The sequence below is a fragment of the Elusimicrobiota bacterium genome (assembly GCA_040757695.1).
GTDB lineage: Bacteria > Elusimicrobiota > UBA8919 > UBA8919 > UBA8919 > JBFLWK01.
On the sequence record JBFLWK010000050.1, the window covers coordinates 1 to 16,838 of the forward strand.

At 35.5% G+C, this 16,838-nt stretch carries 14 protein-coding genes; all 14 read right to left on the reverse strand.

The genetic code is table 11. The features are described from left to right. Positions 1 to 270, reverse strand: a 270-nt coding sequence (locus tag AB1349_08920) for a hypothetical protein (GenBank protein MEW6557461.1), incomplete at its 3' end; no start/stop codon positions are given. A 72-nt stretch (positions 271 to 342) separates the two neighbouring features. Further along, positions 343 to 1,689 (reverse strand): FlgO family outer membrane protein, encoded by a 1,347-nt coding sequence (locus AB1349_08925; GenBank protein MEW6557462.1) that lies wholly within the window; start codon positions 1,687 to 1,689, stop codon positions 343 to 345. Positions 1,690 to 1,942: 253 nt separating this feature from the next. After that, a complete protein-coding gene (locus AB1349_08930; GenBank protein ID MEW6557463.1) occupies positions 1,943 to 3,610 on the reverse strand; it encodes a tetratricopeptide repeat protein in 1,668 nt (555 codons plus the stop codon). Then, positions 3,595 to 5,211, reverse strand: coding sequence for a hypothetical protein (locus AB1349_08935; protein ID MEW6557464.1), 1,617 nt, complete (start codon positions 5,209 to 5,211; stop codon positions 3,595 to 3,597). Before AB1349_08935 ends, AB1349_08930 begins: the two co-directional genes overlap by 16 nt. After that, positions 5,183 to 5,590 (reverse strand): hypothetical protein, encoded by a 408-nt coding sequence (locus AB1349_08940; GenBank protein ID MEW6557465.1) that lies wholly within the window; start codon positions 5,588 to 5,590, stop codon positions 5,183 to 5,185. Before AB1349_08940 ends, AB1349_08935 begins: the two co-directional genes overlap by 29 nt. Positions 5,591 to 5,673: 83 nt before the next feature. Next, positions 5,674 to 6,705, reverse strand: a complete 1,032-nt coding sequence (locus tag AB1349_08945) for a PorV/PorQ family protein (GenBank protein ID MEW6557466.1) — start codon at positions 6,703 to 6,705, stop codon at positions 5,674 to 5,676. After that, entirely contained in the window at positions 6,702 to 10,493 is a 3,792-nt protein-coding gene (locus AB1349_08950) for a BsuPI-related putative proteinase inhibitor (GenBank protein ID MEW6557467.1), read from the reverse strand. Before AB1349_08950 ends, AB1349_08945 begins: the two co-directional genes overlap by 4 nt. Positions 10,494 to 11,059: 566 nt before the next feature. After that, positions 11,060 to 11,683: a response regulator transcription factor gene (locus AB1349_08955; protein ID MEW6557468.1), complete on the reverse strand. Its 624-nt coding sequence runs from the start codon at positions 11,681 to 11,683 to the stop codon at positions 11,060 to 11,062. A 149-nt stretch (positions 11,684 to 11,832) separates the two neighbouring features. Then, positions 11,833 to 13,479 carry a chaperonin GroEL gene (gene groL / locus AB1349_08960; protein MEW6557469.1) on the reverse strand — a complete coding sequence of 549 codons (1,647 nt, stop codon included), beginning with the start codon at positions 13,477 to 13,479 and terminating at the stop codon, positions 11,833 to 11,835. A gap of 16 nt (positions 13,480 to 13,495) precedes the next feature. Continuing rightward, positions 13,496 to 13,786, reverse strand: coding sequence for a co-chaperone GroES (groES, locus tag AB1349_08965; protein ID MEW6557470.1), 291 nt, complete (start codon positions 13,784 to 13,786; stop codon positions 13,496 to 13,498). A 195-nt stretch (positions 13,787 to 13,981) separates the two neighbouring features. Next, positions 13,982 to 14,755: a DUF6588 family protein gene (locus tag AB1349_08970; protein ID MEW6557471.1), complete on the reverse strand. Its 774-nt coding sequence runs from the start codon at positions 14,753 to 14,755 to the stop codon at positions 13,982 to 13,984. Between the two features lie 48 nt (positions 14,756 to 14,803). Next, on the reverse strand, positions 14,804 to 15,577 hold the full coding sequence (locus AB1349_08975; protein MEW6557472.1) for a type III pantothenate kinase: 774 nt from the start codon (positions 15,575 to 15,577) through the stop codon (positions 14,804 to 14,806). Further along, on the reverse strand, positions 15,574 to 16,164 hold the full coding sequence (locus tag AB1349_08980; GenBank protein ID MEW6557473.1) for a hypothetical protein: 591 nt from the start codon (positions 16,162 to 16,164) through the stop codon (positions 15,574 to 15,576). The genes AB1349_08975 and AB1349_08980 overlap by 4 nt, the downstream gene beginning before the upstream one ends. After that, positions 16,157 to 16,624, reverse strand: coding sequence for a hypothetical protein (locus tag AB1349_08985; GenBank protein MEW6557474.1), 468 nt, complete (start codon positions 16,622 to 16,624; stop codon positions 16,157 to 16,159). Before AB1349_08985 ends, AB1349_08980 begins: the two co-directional genes overlap by 8 nt. Positions 16,625 to 16,838: the final 214 nt, after the last annotated feature.

The following is a 16,838-nucleotide window of genomic DNA, read 5'->3' on the forward strand; positions in this document are numbered from 1 at the left end:
GGCAAGCCGATGTGTAAAAAATAAAAATAAAATTATAACCAGCGGCAACAAAATACCAACGGTAATATATAGGTTTCTGTAAACCGTTTTTTGTGTTGTTTCAATAATACTTAAACTGAACGCCGGCAGAAGTTTTTCATACATAACTGTATAACAGGAATACCAGCCGGCAAAAATTGAAATCAAACAGACAACAACAGCAACACCAATATAGCGGAACTGCAACCCAAAGTCAACTAAAACCTTTTTTCTTTTTGTAATAATACCCATAAAAATCCTCCTGCCCCAAATTATTGTAGAGAACAGGTATGCATATTCCCTACAATACATGTTCGTAAATAATCATTTTTCTTTTTTCTCCAGTTCTGTGGTTAGTTGTTTCACCAATAATTGTGTTTCTTGAATACTTGTTTCATCACCTATTTTTTGATAAGCAGCCAGTGCCTTATTTGCAAAGTACAGAGCAATTCTATACTCTGCTTGTTTTCCATAAAGAACAGTCATATTATATAAAATTAAAGCCATTAACTGTTTATCTTTAATTTCGCTGCCGGTTTCAATTATGTCCAAACTTTTGTTGTAGTAATTAATCGCTTCTTTATTCTTGCCACTAGCCATATGGATATCACCTATAATAGCATAGCAAACACTTTTAGTTTGTAAATCACCCAACACTGTAAGTTTTTCAATTACTTTCAGAGCTTCTTCACAACACTTTATTGCCTGTGTATAATTATTTCTCGCCCTGTAAATATTTCCAAGCATCACATATAATTCTGCCATCAATTTTTCATCCCTCACTCTTTCCGCCAATTTCAATCCTTTATTAAAACAAACAAATGCGTTATTATAATCGTTCTGGTTTTTGTATATACAGCCAATGTTAAAATAGGTTGTTGCTATGTCTGATTCATTTTTGATTTTTTCATATATTGTTAAACTTTTGTTGTAAAATTCTATTGCATTTTCATAATTACTGGTTTCAGCATAAATGTTAGCTATACCGTTAAAAATTGCAGGTTTTATTTTTTCGTCTTTTTCTACTTCGCTTAGTTTTAATGCTTTTTCATAATATTCTAATGATTTGTCGTATTCATTTTTATCATAGCAATTCACACCTTTTGTATACCACTCATAAATAATCAGATTTTTAGTAGGTGATACAGCAATTTTTATTCTTTCTCTTTCTGATACAGATGTACCAATTGCATGACTAATTTTAATAATAAGTTCATTCTGAATAGCAAATAAATCGTTAAATCTACCTTCAACCTCAACTGACTTTTCGCCTTTTGAGTTTTTAATATCTATAATTCTTGCAATCACCTTTAGATTATTGCCTGATTTTTGATAACTGCCGACAATCATATATTCTATCTCCAGAAATCCACATTTAACAATTGTATCCTGGTCTACTGCGCCGGACATCTGCAGTTTTTGTTCGTTAATAATTTCTTTTATCTGACTTCTTTCAACGACTCGCACTGAATTCACATATACTAATTTTGATGTAAGTGTTTCTACAAAACCCGTACCTATCCAGTCATACTCTTGAGATTTGCTCAAATTCTCAAAATTAGCAATTGCAACAGCTTTTTTTTGTTGATAGGCATAAGAAAACTGCATAACCACAGAGAACACAGAGACATAGAGAAAAAAGAATAAATAAATTTGTTTGGTTTTTATCATACTTTTTTGCGTAGTTCTTTTAATCTAAATGTATAGGAATTCCCTTTTTTGGACGCAGATGTACGCAGATTACAAAGATTATAAACATAAAGAACTAACTGCGAAAATCTGCGTCCTATTAACTTGTTGTACAGGAATTTCAATAATAACCACTGAAACGCTGAAACACGAATAGATTCCCGTTCCCCGTTTGCACGAGGACAGGTTTCACGGGAATGACATTATTCCGTGATTCCGTGCTTCAGTGGTTAAATTAAAATGTCAGTCGCCGCAGGCGACCTAACTCATTGGTAGATTTTTCAAGCATATAGTAATTTATTTTTTCAAAGGCTCCGACTGCCTTTTCCATATACTTAACTGCAGTATTGTAGTCGTTTTTGTATTCATAAATCAATGAGATATTATACATTACAACTCCTGCACCTGCCATATCGCCGAGTTGTAGTTTTACATCAAGCGATTTATTATAGTATTTGAGTGCTTTATCATAGTTGTAACGCGCAAAATAAACAAGTCCGATATTATTATATACTCTGGCGATATTCAGTTTATTATTAAGCTGCATTGCAAGTTGAAACGCTTTTTCAAAATATTCAAGTGCGTTATCAAATTTTTTAATTGAGTAATACACAACACCTATATTGATATAACTATCAACAATTTTCAGTTTAAGTCCGAGTTCTTCATTCAGTTCAAGTGCTTTTTTAAAGTATTCAAGTGATTTATTATTATCCTGCTGTGAGAAATAAATATTGCCGAATAAATTATATGCAGCAGCAATCCCATGACGGTCAGCGAGTTTTTCACTTATTTCAAATGCTTTATTGCAATACTCAAACGCATTATCATAATCACCCAGTGAATCATAAACAGCGCTGATGTTAATATAGGTTTCAGCAATAGCTTTTTTGTTTTCATATTTTTTATTTATTTCAAGTGCCTTATTATAACATTCAAGTGCTTTTTTATAGTTGCCGAGATTGTAATAAATAAGCCCGATATTATTGTGGGTATTAGCAATCCCGGGCTGATTCCCAAGTTGCTCTCCTATTTCAAGCGCGTTATTATAATACTCAAGTGCTTTTTGGTAATCTCCAGAATAATAATAAACAACACCGATATTTTGGAATACTCGCCAGAGATTCCGTTTATCGTTTTTTATTTCATAAAGTAATAGTGCGTTTTTATATGATTCAAGTGCTTTGGTATAGAAAGTTTTAGTTTGCAGAACATTACCCAATTCAAGGTAAGCATCTGCATAATCCCGATCTATTTTTATTGCTTTCTTATAACACCTTACTGCTTCATCCAGCAGGAATTTTTCATAATGATACATCTTTCCTTTGGCAAACCACTCATATGCAGGCAGGTTTTTTGCAGGCGGTTTTATTATCGCCAGTTTTGCAGCATCAGATACCGGTGTCTCAATAAGTCTGGCAAGTTCAAGTGCGAGTTGTTGCTGGAGCTCAAACAGAGCATTAAATTCGCCTTCAACCGTTACAGAACTTTCTACCTGCGCTGTTTCAACGCTTACAACACGAGCAACTATTTTAAGATTCCCAGCTATTTCCTGAAAACTACCAACAACTATGTATTGTGCTGCGAGCAATTTACCAACTTTAACCGCTGTTTTGTCGTCTGTAAGCCCTGATAACTGTAGTTTCTGTTCTTTAAGAATTTCTAAAAGATAAACTCTTTCCACTACAATCAGTGACTCAATATTGACAAGTTTTGTTGTTATCGTTTCAGCAAAGCCAGTTCCAAGCCAGTCATATTCTTTATTCCCGGCAACATTTTCAAACATAGCCACAGATATAACTTTCTTCTGTGTAGCACCCACCAGTAGTCTGGTAGGAAATATAATCTGGAGCGGTATAAGACATATCAGGATTCTACGGAATAATTTTAGAATTTTTGACATAAATTTCGGCGTATCTTTATTTTTTCTAATTTTGAATTTAGTTTGTCTATATTTGAGTTTATTTCTTCTACTTTTTTCGTTAAATGTACGATATTGTTATTGATACTTTTAAATTTTTCTGATTCTATAGTAGGTATTACAGAAATTTCTTTATCTACAGATATTTTTTTGATTTGAGCTTGTTGAGAAATCTTTGTTTTCTCATGCTGAACGCAGTGAAGCATCTCGCTTTTCGTCGGCAAGAGATTCTTCGCTTCGCTCAGAATGACTTCTTTTGTGACTTTTTCAATACACGCGTTTTCCGTTTTTTGTGGCAGTAGAATTTTCTCCGGAATTATTGATTCAGGACTTTTGATAGAGAAGTTATCGGATATTAGTGGCGGTATTTCTACATTAGGAGTAGAACTTTGAACTTTAACTGAAAAATTATCCTGCTGAATTTTGCCATTAACCTTAACTGAAAATACTGCTTTTTCTAAATTTGTTCCTTTTAAACGAAGATTCCAAAATGCCTTTGTAATTTCTTTAGGGCTTAATCTTGTAATTACTTTTTTTAACGAATCGGTTTCTGTGTCAGCCAATGACACACCTTCAGGTAAGACCAGCGTAATTTCAACTGAATCAAGCGGATATTCACCGGATTTGTTTTCAATATCACAACAGACAGTGAAAGGCATATTTTCTCTGACTCGCTCAGGACATCCTATAGCGACATTGATAGCATCTCCGAGTTTAATTGTTGGTTTGTATATACCATATGTGATACCATATTTTTTTACTTGACCGGGATTAAAAACTACAGGGTTCCAGTAAATAGCACAGGCGCTGTCTAAACCACCAAGAAAAACTCTAAATATTCTTCCTGATTTAAGATTAATATCCCACATTGAATCAAATAATCTTCGCCAGTTTGAAAATACTACTTTATCAGGTTCAATGTAACCAAGAAGATGCAGCATACCCATCGCACTAACAGTCGGTTCAGATAGGTTATCAAACACATACCAGTAATCAGGTATCCGGTCACTTGTAAGTGCTGTATCTGTGGTAACACTACCCAGCCCTGGAACACTAAATGGTGCACCATCGTTATTTCCAAGATATGTATCCAGCAAAATACGAAGTCCTACTTTATGAGGTTCAATGCTAAGATTGGTTATTGTATATTCAATTTTTAATGTATCGGAATTATTAGTTGTAGGACCTTTGACAATAAAAATTCTCTGTTCTACTTTTATTTTATCGCTTCCTACCCAAGAAGATACTATTGAATTTCCATCTTCAATAACCGTATTTGAATTATTTCTGCCTTCGCCAAAAACCCAATTCTTATCATCAATTTTAATCGTTGTATAAGATGTTTCTCCACCTCCTTCGGCATGATATAATAATTTTTTGTTATCATCAGAACTAATTTCCGGATTCCCACCAGTTGTATAAAGCCAGAACTTAGAAGTAGATTTATTACAGACAACCTTAATAAATTCATTTGAGTTCTGCAGATATGCTTGTGCATAAACATCGTTGGTTACTAATAGCATAGAGCATAGAGCATATAACAATAAACAATTCTTAATATGTTTCTTTGAGTTTTTGTTCATATTTTTTCAGTTCCTCTTCCTTACGGAATAATTCTTTTTCCTTATTTTTAAGTACAGTTTCCTTTTCTTGAAGTTGTTTATCTTTTTCGTTGAGAAGCGATTCTTTTTCTGAAAACAGTTTTGCTATATCTGTATCTTTAAATTGTTTACCCTGCCCCATGCCAGAATGCGCCACTTTAGTAGTCACCGCAACATGCGTTAGCATGGGGTTGGGTTTACTTTTCTGTTTATATAAGTCAAATTCTGCGTTTGTCTGTGGTTCTTTTTTATCCCTCAACAGTATTTTTTTTAATTCATTGTTCTGTATTATTATAAAAAGTGTAAATGCGCTAATTCCTATAAAAATAAGTAGTGCAAAAAAATCCGATAAATTTTTCATTTTGTATCCTCAATTGGGAGTAGAGACAATTCATGAGCCCCGCCCTTGCATGTAGTGGCGGAGTGAATTGTCTCTACTGAAACTTAATCAAACTTAAAAGATAATGAAAATATGTGTGTATCTGTAAGAGGTTCAAACGGTAAGTAGGCGTAATCAACCGATAACGAGCCCAGGACAAGTCCGGTGCCGAAAGTAATCCGGGCTAATCGTTCAAACGATGTATCAAGTTTGTAACCAGCACGAATGGATAATATATCATAAATAAAAACTTCAGTTCCAAAATTGGCAGCAGGTTTTGAGTTTTTCATCAGAGTTAAATCCGTTGATAACAGCAGTATTTCATCAAGTGGTTTATATGAGACACCGGTAACAAGTTTGGTTGGTAGGTTTTCAACTTCATCAATAAATTCTGGTTCTTTTGCTGGTATATTCTCAACTGAAATTCCGATTGATACAATTCTGTATGAATTGATTTTTTTGGTATATATTCCACCGATATCTAACGAGACTGAATATGATTTTTCTGTATCTATTTTTTGTTCAATATATTTTGTAGATAAGCCCACAGCAATTTTTTTGTTAATACTACAGGAAACACCTAAATCAATCGCCAAATCAGACGCATTAAACTGGCTGGTTGGAGATGTTTGGTTTTCTTTACCTTCTATTTCTGATATGCCAAGATATTCTATTCCAAAACCAACCGCAATCTTTTTCGTTAATGGCATTGAATACGCGATATTTTCAAAGTTAATATCTTCAAGCCATTCACTGTGTGACAAACAGATATTTTGTTGTCTTTGTAATCCAATCGCAGCGGGGTTATAGAAGATGCTGTTTGAACCATCATCAACAGATGCCAAACTGCCTGACATAGCGGCTGCCCTTGCACCTTTTGGTAGTAAAAGAAATTCAGACGAAGTAGCACCAACAGCAGAAAGGCAGATAGGAGATAGTAGATATGAGATAATAAAGACGAATAGGAGATAGCAGATAGCAGATGGCAGATAGAATGTCACTCCTATCCCACATTTCCTATCTCCCATCTTGTTTCTCTTATCTTTCATCTCTAATCTCCACTCTCCACTCTCCAATCTCCAATCTGATTTTTTCATCGTATTATCGCCAGTTTGCCTTTAGCTTTACCTTTACCATTTTTATCTTCTATGTAATATATATACACGCCGGATGCCAGTTCGGGTTTCCAGTTACAACTTCCATCTGTTGTTGTTTCAAACTCATCCGCAAGCCGTCCTGCAATTGTGTATATTTTTATTCTGACATTCTCGGTAAGCCCATCAAAAGTTATTTCGGTATCCCCCCCTTTTGACGGCTTGAATGGGTTTGGATAAACAGAAATTTGGCTGTCAGTCAAGAAGTCTCTTGGTGTTTTGGCAAATATACCAAATTTTGTGAAATGGTTCACTTTTGCAGAAATGACTTTTTGGCCTAGATCACCCTGTCCAGCTTGTAGGATACCCCTTAAGGGGTATCCTACAGTATTTGTGTGTTTATTGGTTGGGTTATCTGTTCTGTCATTTTTTGCATTTTCGCTGCTATTGTTTTGACCTGGATTTGTGGCATCGCCTAAATCTAAACGGTTATTCGCTTTTTTCCATTCATTATTTTTTTCATCCAGATAATAAATCTCAAGTATGTCTGATTTTAGAGTAGTTCCATCAACAATCCCATCATTATTATCGTCAGGATAAGGAAGCGAGATAGTAATCTCTTTTTCAAACTCGGATTTGCCGTTGCTAAAATTATATTCACGGAATACATCTATAGCTTCAAGCGAAGAATCTGTTGGAAGAGGCAAACTTTGTTGTGTAATAGTTTTTATTTCTAAAACCGTCTCTTTTTCTACCGTACCTTCAGGAACAATAGCGCTTGTTCCATCAGCAATCATCACAATTGTTTCGGTTGATTCACTAATTTTTTCTTGTTTTCGGTGAGTAGTATTCGGGTCAACCGATGGATTCCCATCTTCCGAGATATCCCAGTTAGTATCGTCAATATAAACGGTAATTTCTGACGGATTAGGCTGAGCAAGTTCTAACAAATCAAACGCAACTGCCCGAAGTTTATACTCGCTATTTGCTAAACCTGAAAGATTCCAGTATACCGCATATGGCGATTTTGTATCAATAGATGTTATATCAATCCATTTCTCCGTTGCTCCGTCACTCTGTTTCTCTGTCACTTTATACTGGAACAGAACACCTGTTGTATCTGCGGAAACATCTGCGATAATAGTGACTGCATTCCCGCGAAGCCGTTGACCATCTTTAGGGATTCTTATATTAGCAGAAGCAGTGCCAGACATCCCGATATTTACAGTGATATAATTTGTATTTTGTTCTTCTGTACCTTCTATATCAACCACCCGAACTGCAAATTTGTAAAGCCCGATTGAGAGTGGCTGGGAAATCCATTGGGTTTGAGAACCTTCTAACTCAACAAGCGGATGTAAATAATCAATCATACCGATACCTTTATCCCAGTAGATACGATATTTTGCGGTATAATTTTTTTCATAATAGTGTCCATTCTGATAATAGATATTATACTGGTTTGATGAAACCGAGTTAGAATGTGACCATTCAATTTTTGCCTTGTATTTATCAACTGCTGTGCCTGTTAAATTACTAATTGGCGCAGGATAAATCTGTAGGACTGAAAAAACTGCATATATACCGACTCGGTCAACATATGCGGAACAAAAATTTCGTTCAGTATCTATAGTTGTCTCAAATCCGCCAACCCATTTTCTTGCAACTTCGTCATATTTCATAATAACAAGTGTTGTTTCTTTTATATTTGTGCCATCAAGATAGCCATCATTATTGGCGTCAATATAACTTATTGTTACCGGGATTAGTTCAGATGCAGTATCTGATGTAGATACAGATTGTTTAGGCATAAGCGAGAGTGGCTGTGAAACCGGGATTATATCTACGAATTGAAATGTGATAAACTGTGTAATAATTTCGCTATCTGTTAACACTTCTGCATCATTCCCATCTAAACCGGAAAAAATAAGTGTTATCGGGACATTTGCCGTAGTAGTAGAAACGGGATCATTTATACCTTCTATAAATAGAATAATCTGGTTATTGGATACAGATGTAGCGATATCGCTGTTAGTAGGTTCTGCCACACTCGTATCAATTTGTCTCTGTGGAACTATTGCGAGTTCGTAGTTGGTTGCTGGTTCAAGTGTTGGTGTTATTACCGTTTTTTTTAGTTCATCAATCGTTCCTATTGGTGTTGAATAATCAATCACACCATTCCCTCGGTCGTAATAAACCCGATAAAATACTGCATCTTTGGCAGCAAAATTGGTTATCTTGATTTCATATTTGTTATCTTGTATCGGTGTTACAATAATATCTTTAGGTTCTACAAGTGGCACATCTATTGTTGTAATTGTTTTGGTATCTGTTATAGTTTTGTTGCCTGAAATATCAACCGCTTCAATATAATAAGAAACTGAAGATGAATTATTATATTCAGCAGGTATCATACCAGCCCATATGTTTTCCCCGGTTATTTTCGTCATCTGCCATGAAGTATTCCCGGAATGGAGTACTACTGTTGAAATACGAGAATTATCAATAATTTTAGCACTGACCGGGATTGAAAAATGTTTATACTGACCATCTGCAACTGGCTGATGTGATATGGCTGGTGATACAGTATCTGAAATAATTTCAAAACTGGATTTTGTAGTTAGATTTAGCGATTTAAGCTCTGCGGTTAAATTATGTTTTCCAATTGGCAATATATTATCAATTTTTTCTGAATATACCGTTTTGCCAGGTTGAAAACAGAATGCAGTTTTTACCGGCAGAAATGTCGCACCATCACTATATCTGTAGGATGAATCAATCATAAAATCATAAAATGGCGACGATAGCAGTTCTAAAATCTGGGTTGAATTTGTTGGGTTCTCAATCTCAATCTTAATCTCAATTTGTTCTCCATAATTATAGACCGTTTTTGATGATTTTACTGATAGATTTAATGCGGAGTCAATATAAAAATTACAACCTGAATTTAGTCCTTCTTCAAGTTGTGCAAAATCAACTGCCTGTGCAATCGCGTTATATTGATGATTAATTATCCAGACAGAAACTGGAACTGAAAACGAATCTGTCCCATCTGCTTTAAGCCATATCTCGTCTGTATCCCAACTGTTGCCATTCCAATAAGTTCCATCGGTTAAATCTCTAAGGCGAACCCGAACAAATGCAACACCGGATTTGGAATCACCTGCCTGTCCATAAATTTTTGGAATATCCGAGTATGTTTTATTGCTATAATCGGGAAGTGTGAGATATGAGTAAGGCGGTCGTGTGTCAATTATGAATGTGATACCGTCAGAGGCAGGTTCTATATTACCTGAAGCATCCGTCGCCTGTGATTTTATATTATATGTCAGATTATCCGAAAAATAGGTTGCTAGATTGTAAGTCCAAGACGAAGTCCCTGTACATACTAGCCATTTTGGAGTTGAAACCCAGCACTGCCCGTTCCAGTATGTTTTGGATTCAACTTGACAAATTTGTATCTCAACTTTTTTTGTATTCTCTGATGCGGTTCCGTATATCGGAATATATTGATAACTGTATGCAGGTCTGTTTGGCGATAAAATTGCAGAAATAGCAAAAATAGTTTTTACAGATACTAAAATCAAAAAACCTGTAAGAATAAATTTTGTAAATGATATTTTGTATTCTTCGGGGTTTAATTTAATACCTTCTTCTATCAAACAGAAAAGCTGTTCTAAAGCCGAACATTTGTTCGGTTTTGCATTTCCGAACATTTGTTCGGTTTTGCATTTCCGAACATTTGTTCGGTTTTGTTCGGTATTATAGTTATTATTTTTTTCGTCTTTCATTTCCGAATAAAAAACCGAATTACCTAAAGCCCGAATAATATATCACAAATGTTATCACGAATTTTTACGAATGACATATTGTCGTTATTCGTATTTTATTCGTGATGTTTGATTTTATTTGTGAGCGTATTCGTGATTTTCGGCAACTCGGCTAACCTTTGATTATGGCAAGTTAAAGGTTAAATTGACTTCAGGTTAAAAGTTAAAGGTTTAAGGTTAAAATAATTTGTTTTAATTTTGATTTATACATTTAACCTTTAACCTTTTATTTATACCGTTAACCTGCCTTTTTTGCGGCAGCTTGACCAACTTTTCGCTTTGCTCACCACCGAATAAATTCGGTGGCTACATAACAAAAGGTTCCGCAGCTTTGCGCCCCAGGAAACTGCAAGTTAAAGGTTAAAGGTCAAAGGTTAAAATAAAAATTAGACATCTTTTTAACCTTTTATTTTTACCTTTAACCTGCATTTAACAGGTTTGCCTTTTTCGCATCCAATATAAGTATAAAGTATTTTTACAGTTTTGGCAAGTTGTTTTTAGTCAGATGACATATGGCAGGTTGTTGGTTATATGTCTTTTGGTCTTGCAAAAATTCTGGCAATCGCTTCCGCCCGACGGCTAACACCAAGTTTGATATAAATAATATGCAGATAATTTTTTATTATTTTTTCGTTTTTACCTAATATAGATGCAATCTCTTTATTCAGTTTGCCTTGTGCTAATAATTTAAGGATTGATTTCTCCATTGGTGTAAAAACTGGTTTAGGAAATATGCTTTTTTCTTTTAGTTCTTTCACAAGCCGAACCGCCATTTTTCTTGGAATAAGCACACCTTCCTTCTGGAAATAGCCAAGTGCGTTTTTTAATTCAGTTGTTGTCCACTTGTTAGAAATATAACCATCAGCGCCAGAAGTGAAATCATCCAGAAGCATATCTCGTTCTTCTGAACTTATAATCAAAACCTTCATTGATGCAAATCTTCGCTTAACTAATTGTGTAATATTCTCTGTAAGGATTGATGACTCTACATCGCCGACAATAACAATATCCGGTGAAAATTTTTTACATAATACTAAACATTCGTCAATATTGTCTGTCTGGCCAACTATAGATATTTTTTTTATCTGTTCTAATAGTGATACAAGAGCGCTGCGAATCAGTGTTCTTTTATCAACAATTAGTATTTTCATAATTGGAATTATACTAAATTATTAAAAAAAAGCAACAAAAAAGTAGTCGGCACTTAAATGCCGACTACTTCTACTACTTTTTAACATCAATTAAAAATTAAAATACTATCAATAATTTTTCATTTTTAATTTTCAATTTTTAATTGTCTCTAATACATTCCACCACCCATACCACCCGGCGGCATCATTGGTGTTTTTTCTTTTTCAGGAATATCAGTGATAAGACATTCCGTTGTTAAAAGCAGTCCAGCAATTGATGCAGCATTCTGAATTGCATACCGTGTAACTTTTGCCGGGTCAATGATACCGGCTTTCAGCATATCCACAAACTCGCCGGTTTCAGCATTGAACCCGAAATTAACATTAGAGTCCTTCCGAACTCGTTCAACCACAACCGAACCTTCAGAACCCGCATTTTCAGCAATCTGTCTGAGCGGGTCTTCAAGTGTTCGTTTGACAATATTTATCCCGGTTTGCTCATCAGCATCAATGCCTTCAAGTTTTTCAATATCCGGAATCGCCCGAAGTAAAACTACACCGCCACCAGGCACAATACCCTCTTCAACTGCTGCGCGGGTTGCATGCATCGCATCCTCAACTTTGAATTTTTTGCTCTTCATTTCCGTTTCAGTTGATGCACCAACATTGATTACCGCTACACCGCCAACCAGTTTCGCAAGTCGTTCCTGCAGTTTTTCTTTGTCATAGTCAGAGGTTGTCTCTTCAATCTGCTTTTTTATCTGGTTAACCCGTTTTTTGATATCCGCTTTATCACCAGCGCCACCAACGAGTGTTGTGTTTTCTTTATCTACAACGATTCGTTTTGCCAAGCCGAGCATATCCAGCCCAACCTTCTCCAGTTTTAAGCCAAGTTCTTCTGAAACTACCTGACCTTTGGTGAGTACTGCGATATCTTCCAACATCTCTTTGCGGCGGTCGCCAAAACCGGGCGCTTTCACAGCTGCACACTTAAGTGTGCCACGCAGTTTATTAACAACAAGTGTTGCTAACGCTTCGCCTTCTATATCTTCCGCAATAATCAAAAACTGCTTGCCAGTCTGTGCAATTTTTTCTAAAAGCGGCAGCAGGTCTTGCATAGAAGATAGTTTCTTATCAGTAATGATAATATATGCATCTTCTAAAACTGCTTCCATTCGTTCTGCATCAGTAACAAAATACGGCGAAATCCAGCCTCGGTCAAACTGCATCCCCTCTACTACCTCAAGTGTTGTTTCAGCTGATTTGCCTTCTTCAACTGTTATTACACCATCTTTACCAACCTTGAGAATAGCATCCGCAATAAGGTCACCAATCTCCTTATTGTTCGCAGAGATTGTAGCAATCTGTCCGATTTCGTCTTTTGCTCTTTCAAGATTATCCTGCGGAATCTTTTTGGCAACCTTTTTGATGTAATTTACAGTGGCTTCAACTGCTTTGTCAATCCCTCTTTTGATGTGAATCGCATTAGCACCTGCAGTAATATTCCTTAACCCTTCTGTGATTACCGACTGTGCCAATAGCGTTGCAGTTGTTGTGCCATCGCCCGCTACATCGTTTGTTTTAGATGCCACTTCTTTCACCAGTTCCGCACCCATATTCTCAAACGGGTCTTCAAGCTCAATCTCTTTTGCGATAGTGACACCATCATTTGTTACCGTCGGTGAGCCGAACTTTTTATCAAGCACTACATATCTACCCTTAGGACCGAGTGTTATTTTTACTGCATCCGCAAGTTTATCCACACCGGTCTTTATTGCCCGCATCGCTTCATCAGAATACTTTAACTGTTTTGCCATTTTTTATTCACCTCCATTATTTTTCAATAATCGCGATAATATCATCCTGTTCAAGAATTTTATACTCAACATCATCTATTTTTATCTCTTCACCACCATATTTCTTAAACAGCACTTTATCACCTACCTTAACATCTATCGGTACCCTTTTGCCTGATTCGTCAACTTTGCCCGGACCTACAGCAATCACTTCGCCTTCCTGCGGCTTCTCTTTTGCAGTATCCGGAATTATTATCCCACCTTTTTTTACCTCTTTCTCCTCGGCTGGCTTGACGATTACTCTGTCACCAAGCGGCTTTATATTCATAAACAATCACCCCCTTTCGCTATTCACGAATAACACATCACAAATTGTCACGAATAAATCATCGTTGCGTCTTAGCGTCTATTGCGTCGCAGCGTCGTTGGGTCTTTGACCCTACGACCCTATGACCTAATGTATGTCTATATCCGTGATTTTTTAGATGCAATCCTGTAAAAAAAGTTTCAGAAAAAAATCAAATCAAAAATTTACACCTAAACCAAAATCAATACCAAAATGGTCTATCAGATATGTGCCTGCTACATTGATATATGTAAATGGTAACAATGAGAAATTCAAACCAAGAACACCTCGTAAGGCGGTCCCGGTAGCACTGAGGTTGCCTTTTACAGGTAGATCTAAATTAGTGAAATAATTAGTTAAATAAGTTGGATCAAATTTTGTCTCCAGTTTTGTGGTATCCATTGCGACACCGAGATACGGCTCTATTACAGGAATACTTACCGAAAAAATTCCAGCAACAGAATTTGTGTTTGCTTTGAATGTTGCATATGTTAACTGATTATATGAATACATTGCAGAAAGACCCATTTTTACAACTGCCAGTTCCTTCTCAATAATACCATATTTAACACCAACACCGAGCATTTCAACACCCTGTGTTTCTGGAAAACCGCGTAGTGTAAGTTCAAAACTTTTGGGCAGCCCTTTTGATAATTGGACAAATGGTAACCCGAACAGTTTATCACCCATACTGGTTTTAAGAATTTCATCATCAGCCGATGGTTCTAATGAAGTTGCAGTAATTAATCCGAGGTCTATCCCAGGTAATATTGGAAGTGTTCTTCCGGAATGGAACATCCCCCCTGCAAGCACAGAACCGATGTCATTTGCTAATGATTCTATGAACTCTTTTTCAAGTTTATTTACAAGTTCATCAAAATCAAGTGTAGCCGAAAACGCAGTACCAGCAACTAAACAACTAACCACAAATACTGCAAAAGCTTTTCTCATAACACCCCCATCCTTATCTAACAAATGTTATATAACATTTGTTAGATATTACTGACGAGCATTTTCAGGGCAACTTCGCAATTTTTCAAAAACAATTTCAAGCCCTTTTAATGTTAAATCTTCGTCAACTATAAAATTCGGAAAATGTTTTGCGAAAGTTTTTGCATACCCGCCCGTCAAAATCACTTTCAAATTTTTCATTTTTAATTTTTCATTTTTAATTTTTTTTATCACCTCCTTTATCAATCCGATATGTTCCCAAAATATACCTGACAATATTGCTTCTTTTGTATTTTTGCCAATTACAAGATTCTGCTTTATCGTTTGGAATGATACCAGTGGCAGTTTTGCTGTTTTCTCAAAAAGTGCTTCGGCTGATATTTTTATCCCAGGTGCTATTATACCGCCTAAATACTCACCTTTTTCAGAAACAAAATCAAGTGTCGTAGCCGTACCTAAATCAATAACTACTGATGGACAGCCGTATATCTCTTTTACTGCAACAGCATTTACAAGACGATCTGCGCCAACCTGTTCAGGTTTTTTTACTTTTATTTTTATTGGTATATTTTTATAGTTAACAATTATTGGTTTGTTTTTTAACTGACGGCTTATCTTAGAAGTTATACAAGGCACAACAGATATAATTATAGCATTATCATAATTACCAAATGGAATTTTTGAGAATTTTGCTGTCAGAATTTTTGTTTTTGCTATCAGTTTTTTATTTTCTCCGCCAGAGGCGGATCCGCCGAGTTTTGTGGCAGAAAAGAGCCCGAAATCTATTGTTGTATTACCAATATCTACCGTCAGTAGTTTCATTTCTCCTTAACGACCAGTATAGATGCTTTACCGGATCTAAGACGAACTGTTTTCTTACTATTCGGGTCATTTATCTGTTTAGCACCGTCAAGCAGGAAAGCATATTTGTATTCACCTGGTGGAAGTAAAAGCATTGTTTCCCATGTATAATTTTTGCCTTGTTTCATCGGGTTTGCTTTTGGATTCCAATTATTAAAATCACCAATAAGATACACACTTTTAGGTTTAGAACTTCTGTACTGAAATGCGATTTTTCTTCTTGGTAAGTTTGAACTCGTTACAGATAGACGCGGTTTGAAAGGTGCAGAATGGACGGCAACTTTTGTTTTTTTTGCTAATTTTTTTTGGGCTAAAGATGCTGGTTGGGTTGTTGTAGCCGATACAGAGGCAACCTGTGGCTGTGATTTCACGATTGCTGGTGGACTTGAAATAACAACCTCTATTTTTTTAACTTTCGGTATTGTAGGAGTTGTTATAGCAGTTACCTTTTTTACTTTTTTTTCTTTTAAGTATAAAAGTCCACCACCAAATAGTATTAAAATCACACCAACTGCAAGCCCGATATAAGAAACCAATTTTTTATCCATTATTTTTTTTCATTTCCAAATCAATCCGTGCTTCTATCTGCTCCAATTTTTCATGGATAATATCTAATTTTTTGGAAATACTTTCAGTATGCTCAGTAAGATTGGAAATAATCGGAATTAACGCATCTATCTTTCCATTTTCTGCCGGCTGATTTCGTGGCTGGCTCTGGAGCACTTTTAGTTCTTCAATTTTGGTAGTAATTTTGTTGAATACAGTTTGAGTAGCTGAATCCATATCTTCTCTGAAAAGGTCAAACTTTGCTGTAAGTTCGTCTATTCGTTCTTCAACAAGCCCGATAATCATCGTTTTGTCTTTTTCAGAAAAATCTTCTACTGTTTGGCGTTTAGCTTTTTCCAACAATAAAAGAACTACTGAAACTGTGATAAGACACAAACCAACCGCAATTATTATAATAAGCCACACAGCATTCATATTATGTAAAATATCCAAAAAAATCATAGTATATTTGTTTTCTTATAATAATTAGTATACAAATATTTTTAAAAAAAGCAAGTAGAAAAAAAAGATACTAAAGTTTTTAATTATTTTACTGTAGTTTGGCAAATTTTTGCTAATAAATGTTGAAACATATTGTTCATTGACAAAAATGGAATAACCCTGTAAAACAGGGATGCACAAGAAACCTGAACAATTCCTATGAATAGTTAAGTCA

Excerpts from the sequence above, each read along its gene's own strand:
- AB1349_08925 (MEW6557462.1), bottom strand. The coding sequence starts at position 1,689 with ATGATAAAAACCAAACAAATTTATTTATTCTTTTTTCTCTATGTCTCT.
- AB1349_08955 (MEW6557468.1), bottom strand. The coding sequence starts at position 11,683 with ATGAAAATACTAATTGTTGATAAAAGAACACTGATTCGCAGCGCTCTT.
- AB1349_08950 (MEW6557467.1), bottom strand. The coding sequence starts at position 10,493 with ATGAAAGACGAAAAAAATAATAACTATAATACCGAACAAAACCGAACA.
- AB1349_08985 (MEW6557474.1), bottom strand. The coding sequence starts at position 16,624 with ATGATTTTTTTGGATATTTTACATAATATGAATGCTGTGTGGCTTATT.
- AB1349_08970 (MEW6557471.1), bottom strand. The coding sequence starts at position 14,755 with ATGAGAAAAGCTTTTGCAGTATTTGTGGTTAGTTGTTTAGTTGCTGGT.
- AB1349_08940 (MEW6557465.1), bottom strand. The coding sequence starts at position 5,590 with ATGAAAAATTTATCGGATTTTTTTGCACTACTTATTTTTATAGGAATT.
- groL (MEW6557469.1), bottom strand. The coding sequence starts at position 13,479 with ATGGCAAAACAGTTAAAGTATTCTGATGAAGCGATGCGGGCAATAAAG.
- groES (MEW6557470.1), bottom strand. The coding sequence starts at position 13,786 with ATGAATATAAAGCCGCTTGGTGACAGAGTAATCGTCAAGCCAGCCGAG.
- AB1349_08945 (MEW6557466.1), bottom strand. The coding sequence starts at position 6,705 with ATGAAAAAATCAGATTGGAGATTGGAGAGTGGAGAGTGGAGATTAGAG.
- AB1349_08935 (MEW6557464.1), bottom strand. The coding sequence starts at position 5,211 with ATGAACAAAAACTCAAAGAAACATATTAAGAATTGTTTATTGTTATAT.
- AB1349_08980 (MEW6557473.1), bottom strand. The coding sequence starts at position 16,164 with ATGGATAAAAAATTGGTTTCTTATATCGGGCTTGCAGTTGGTGTGATT.
- AB1349_08975 (MEW6557472.1), bottom strand. The coding sequence starts at position 15,577 with ATGAAACTACTGACGGTAGATATTGGTAATACAACAATAGATTTCGGG.
- AB1349_08930 (MEW6557463.1), bottom strand. The coding sequence starts at position 3,610 with ATGTCAAAAATTCTAAAATTATTCCGTAGAATCCTGATATGTCTTATA.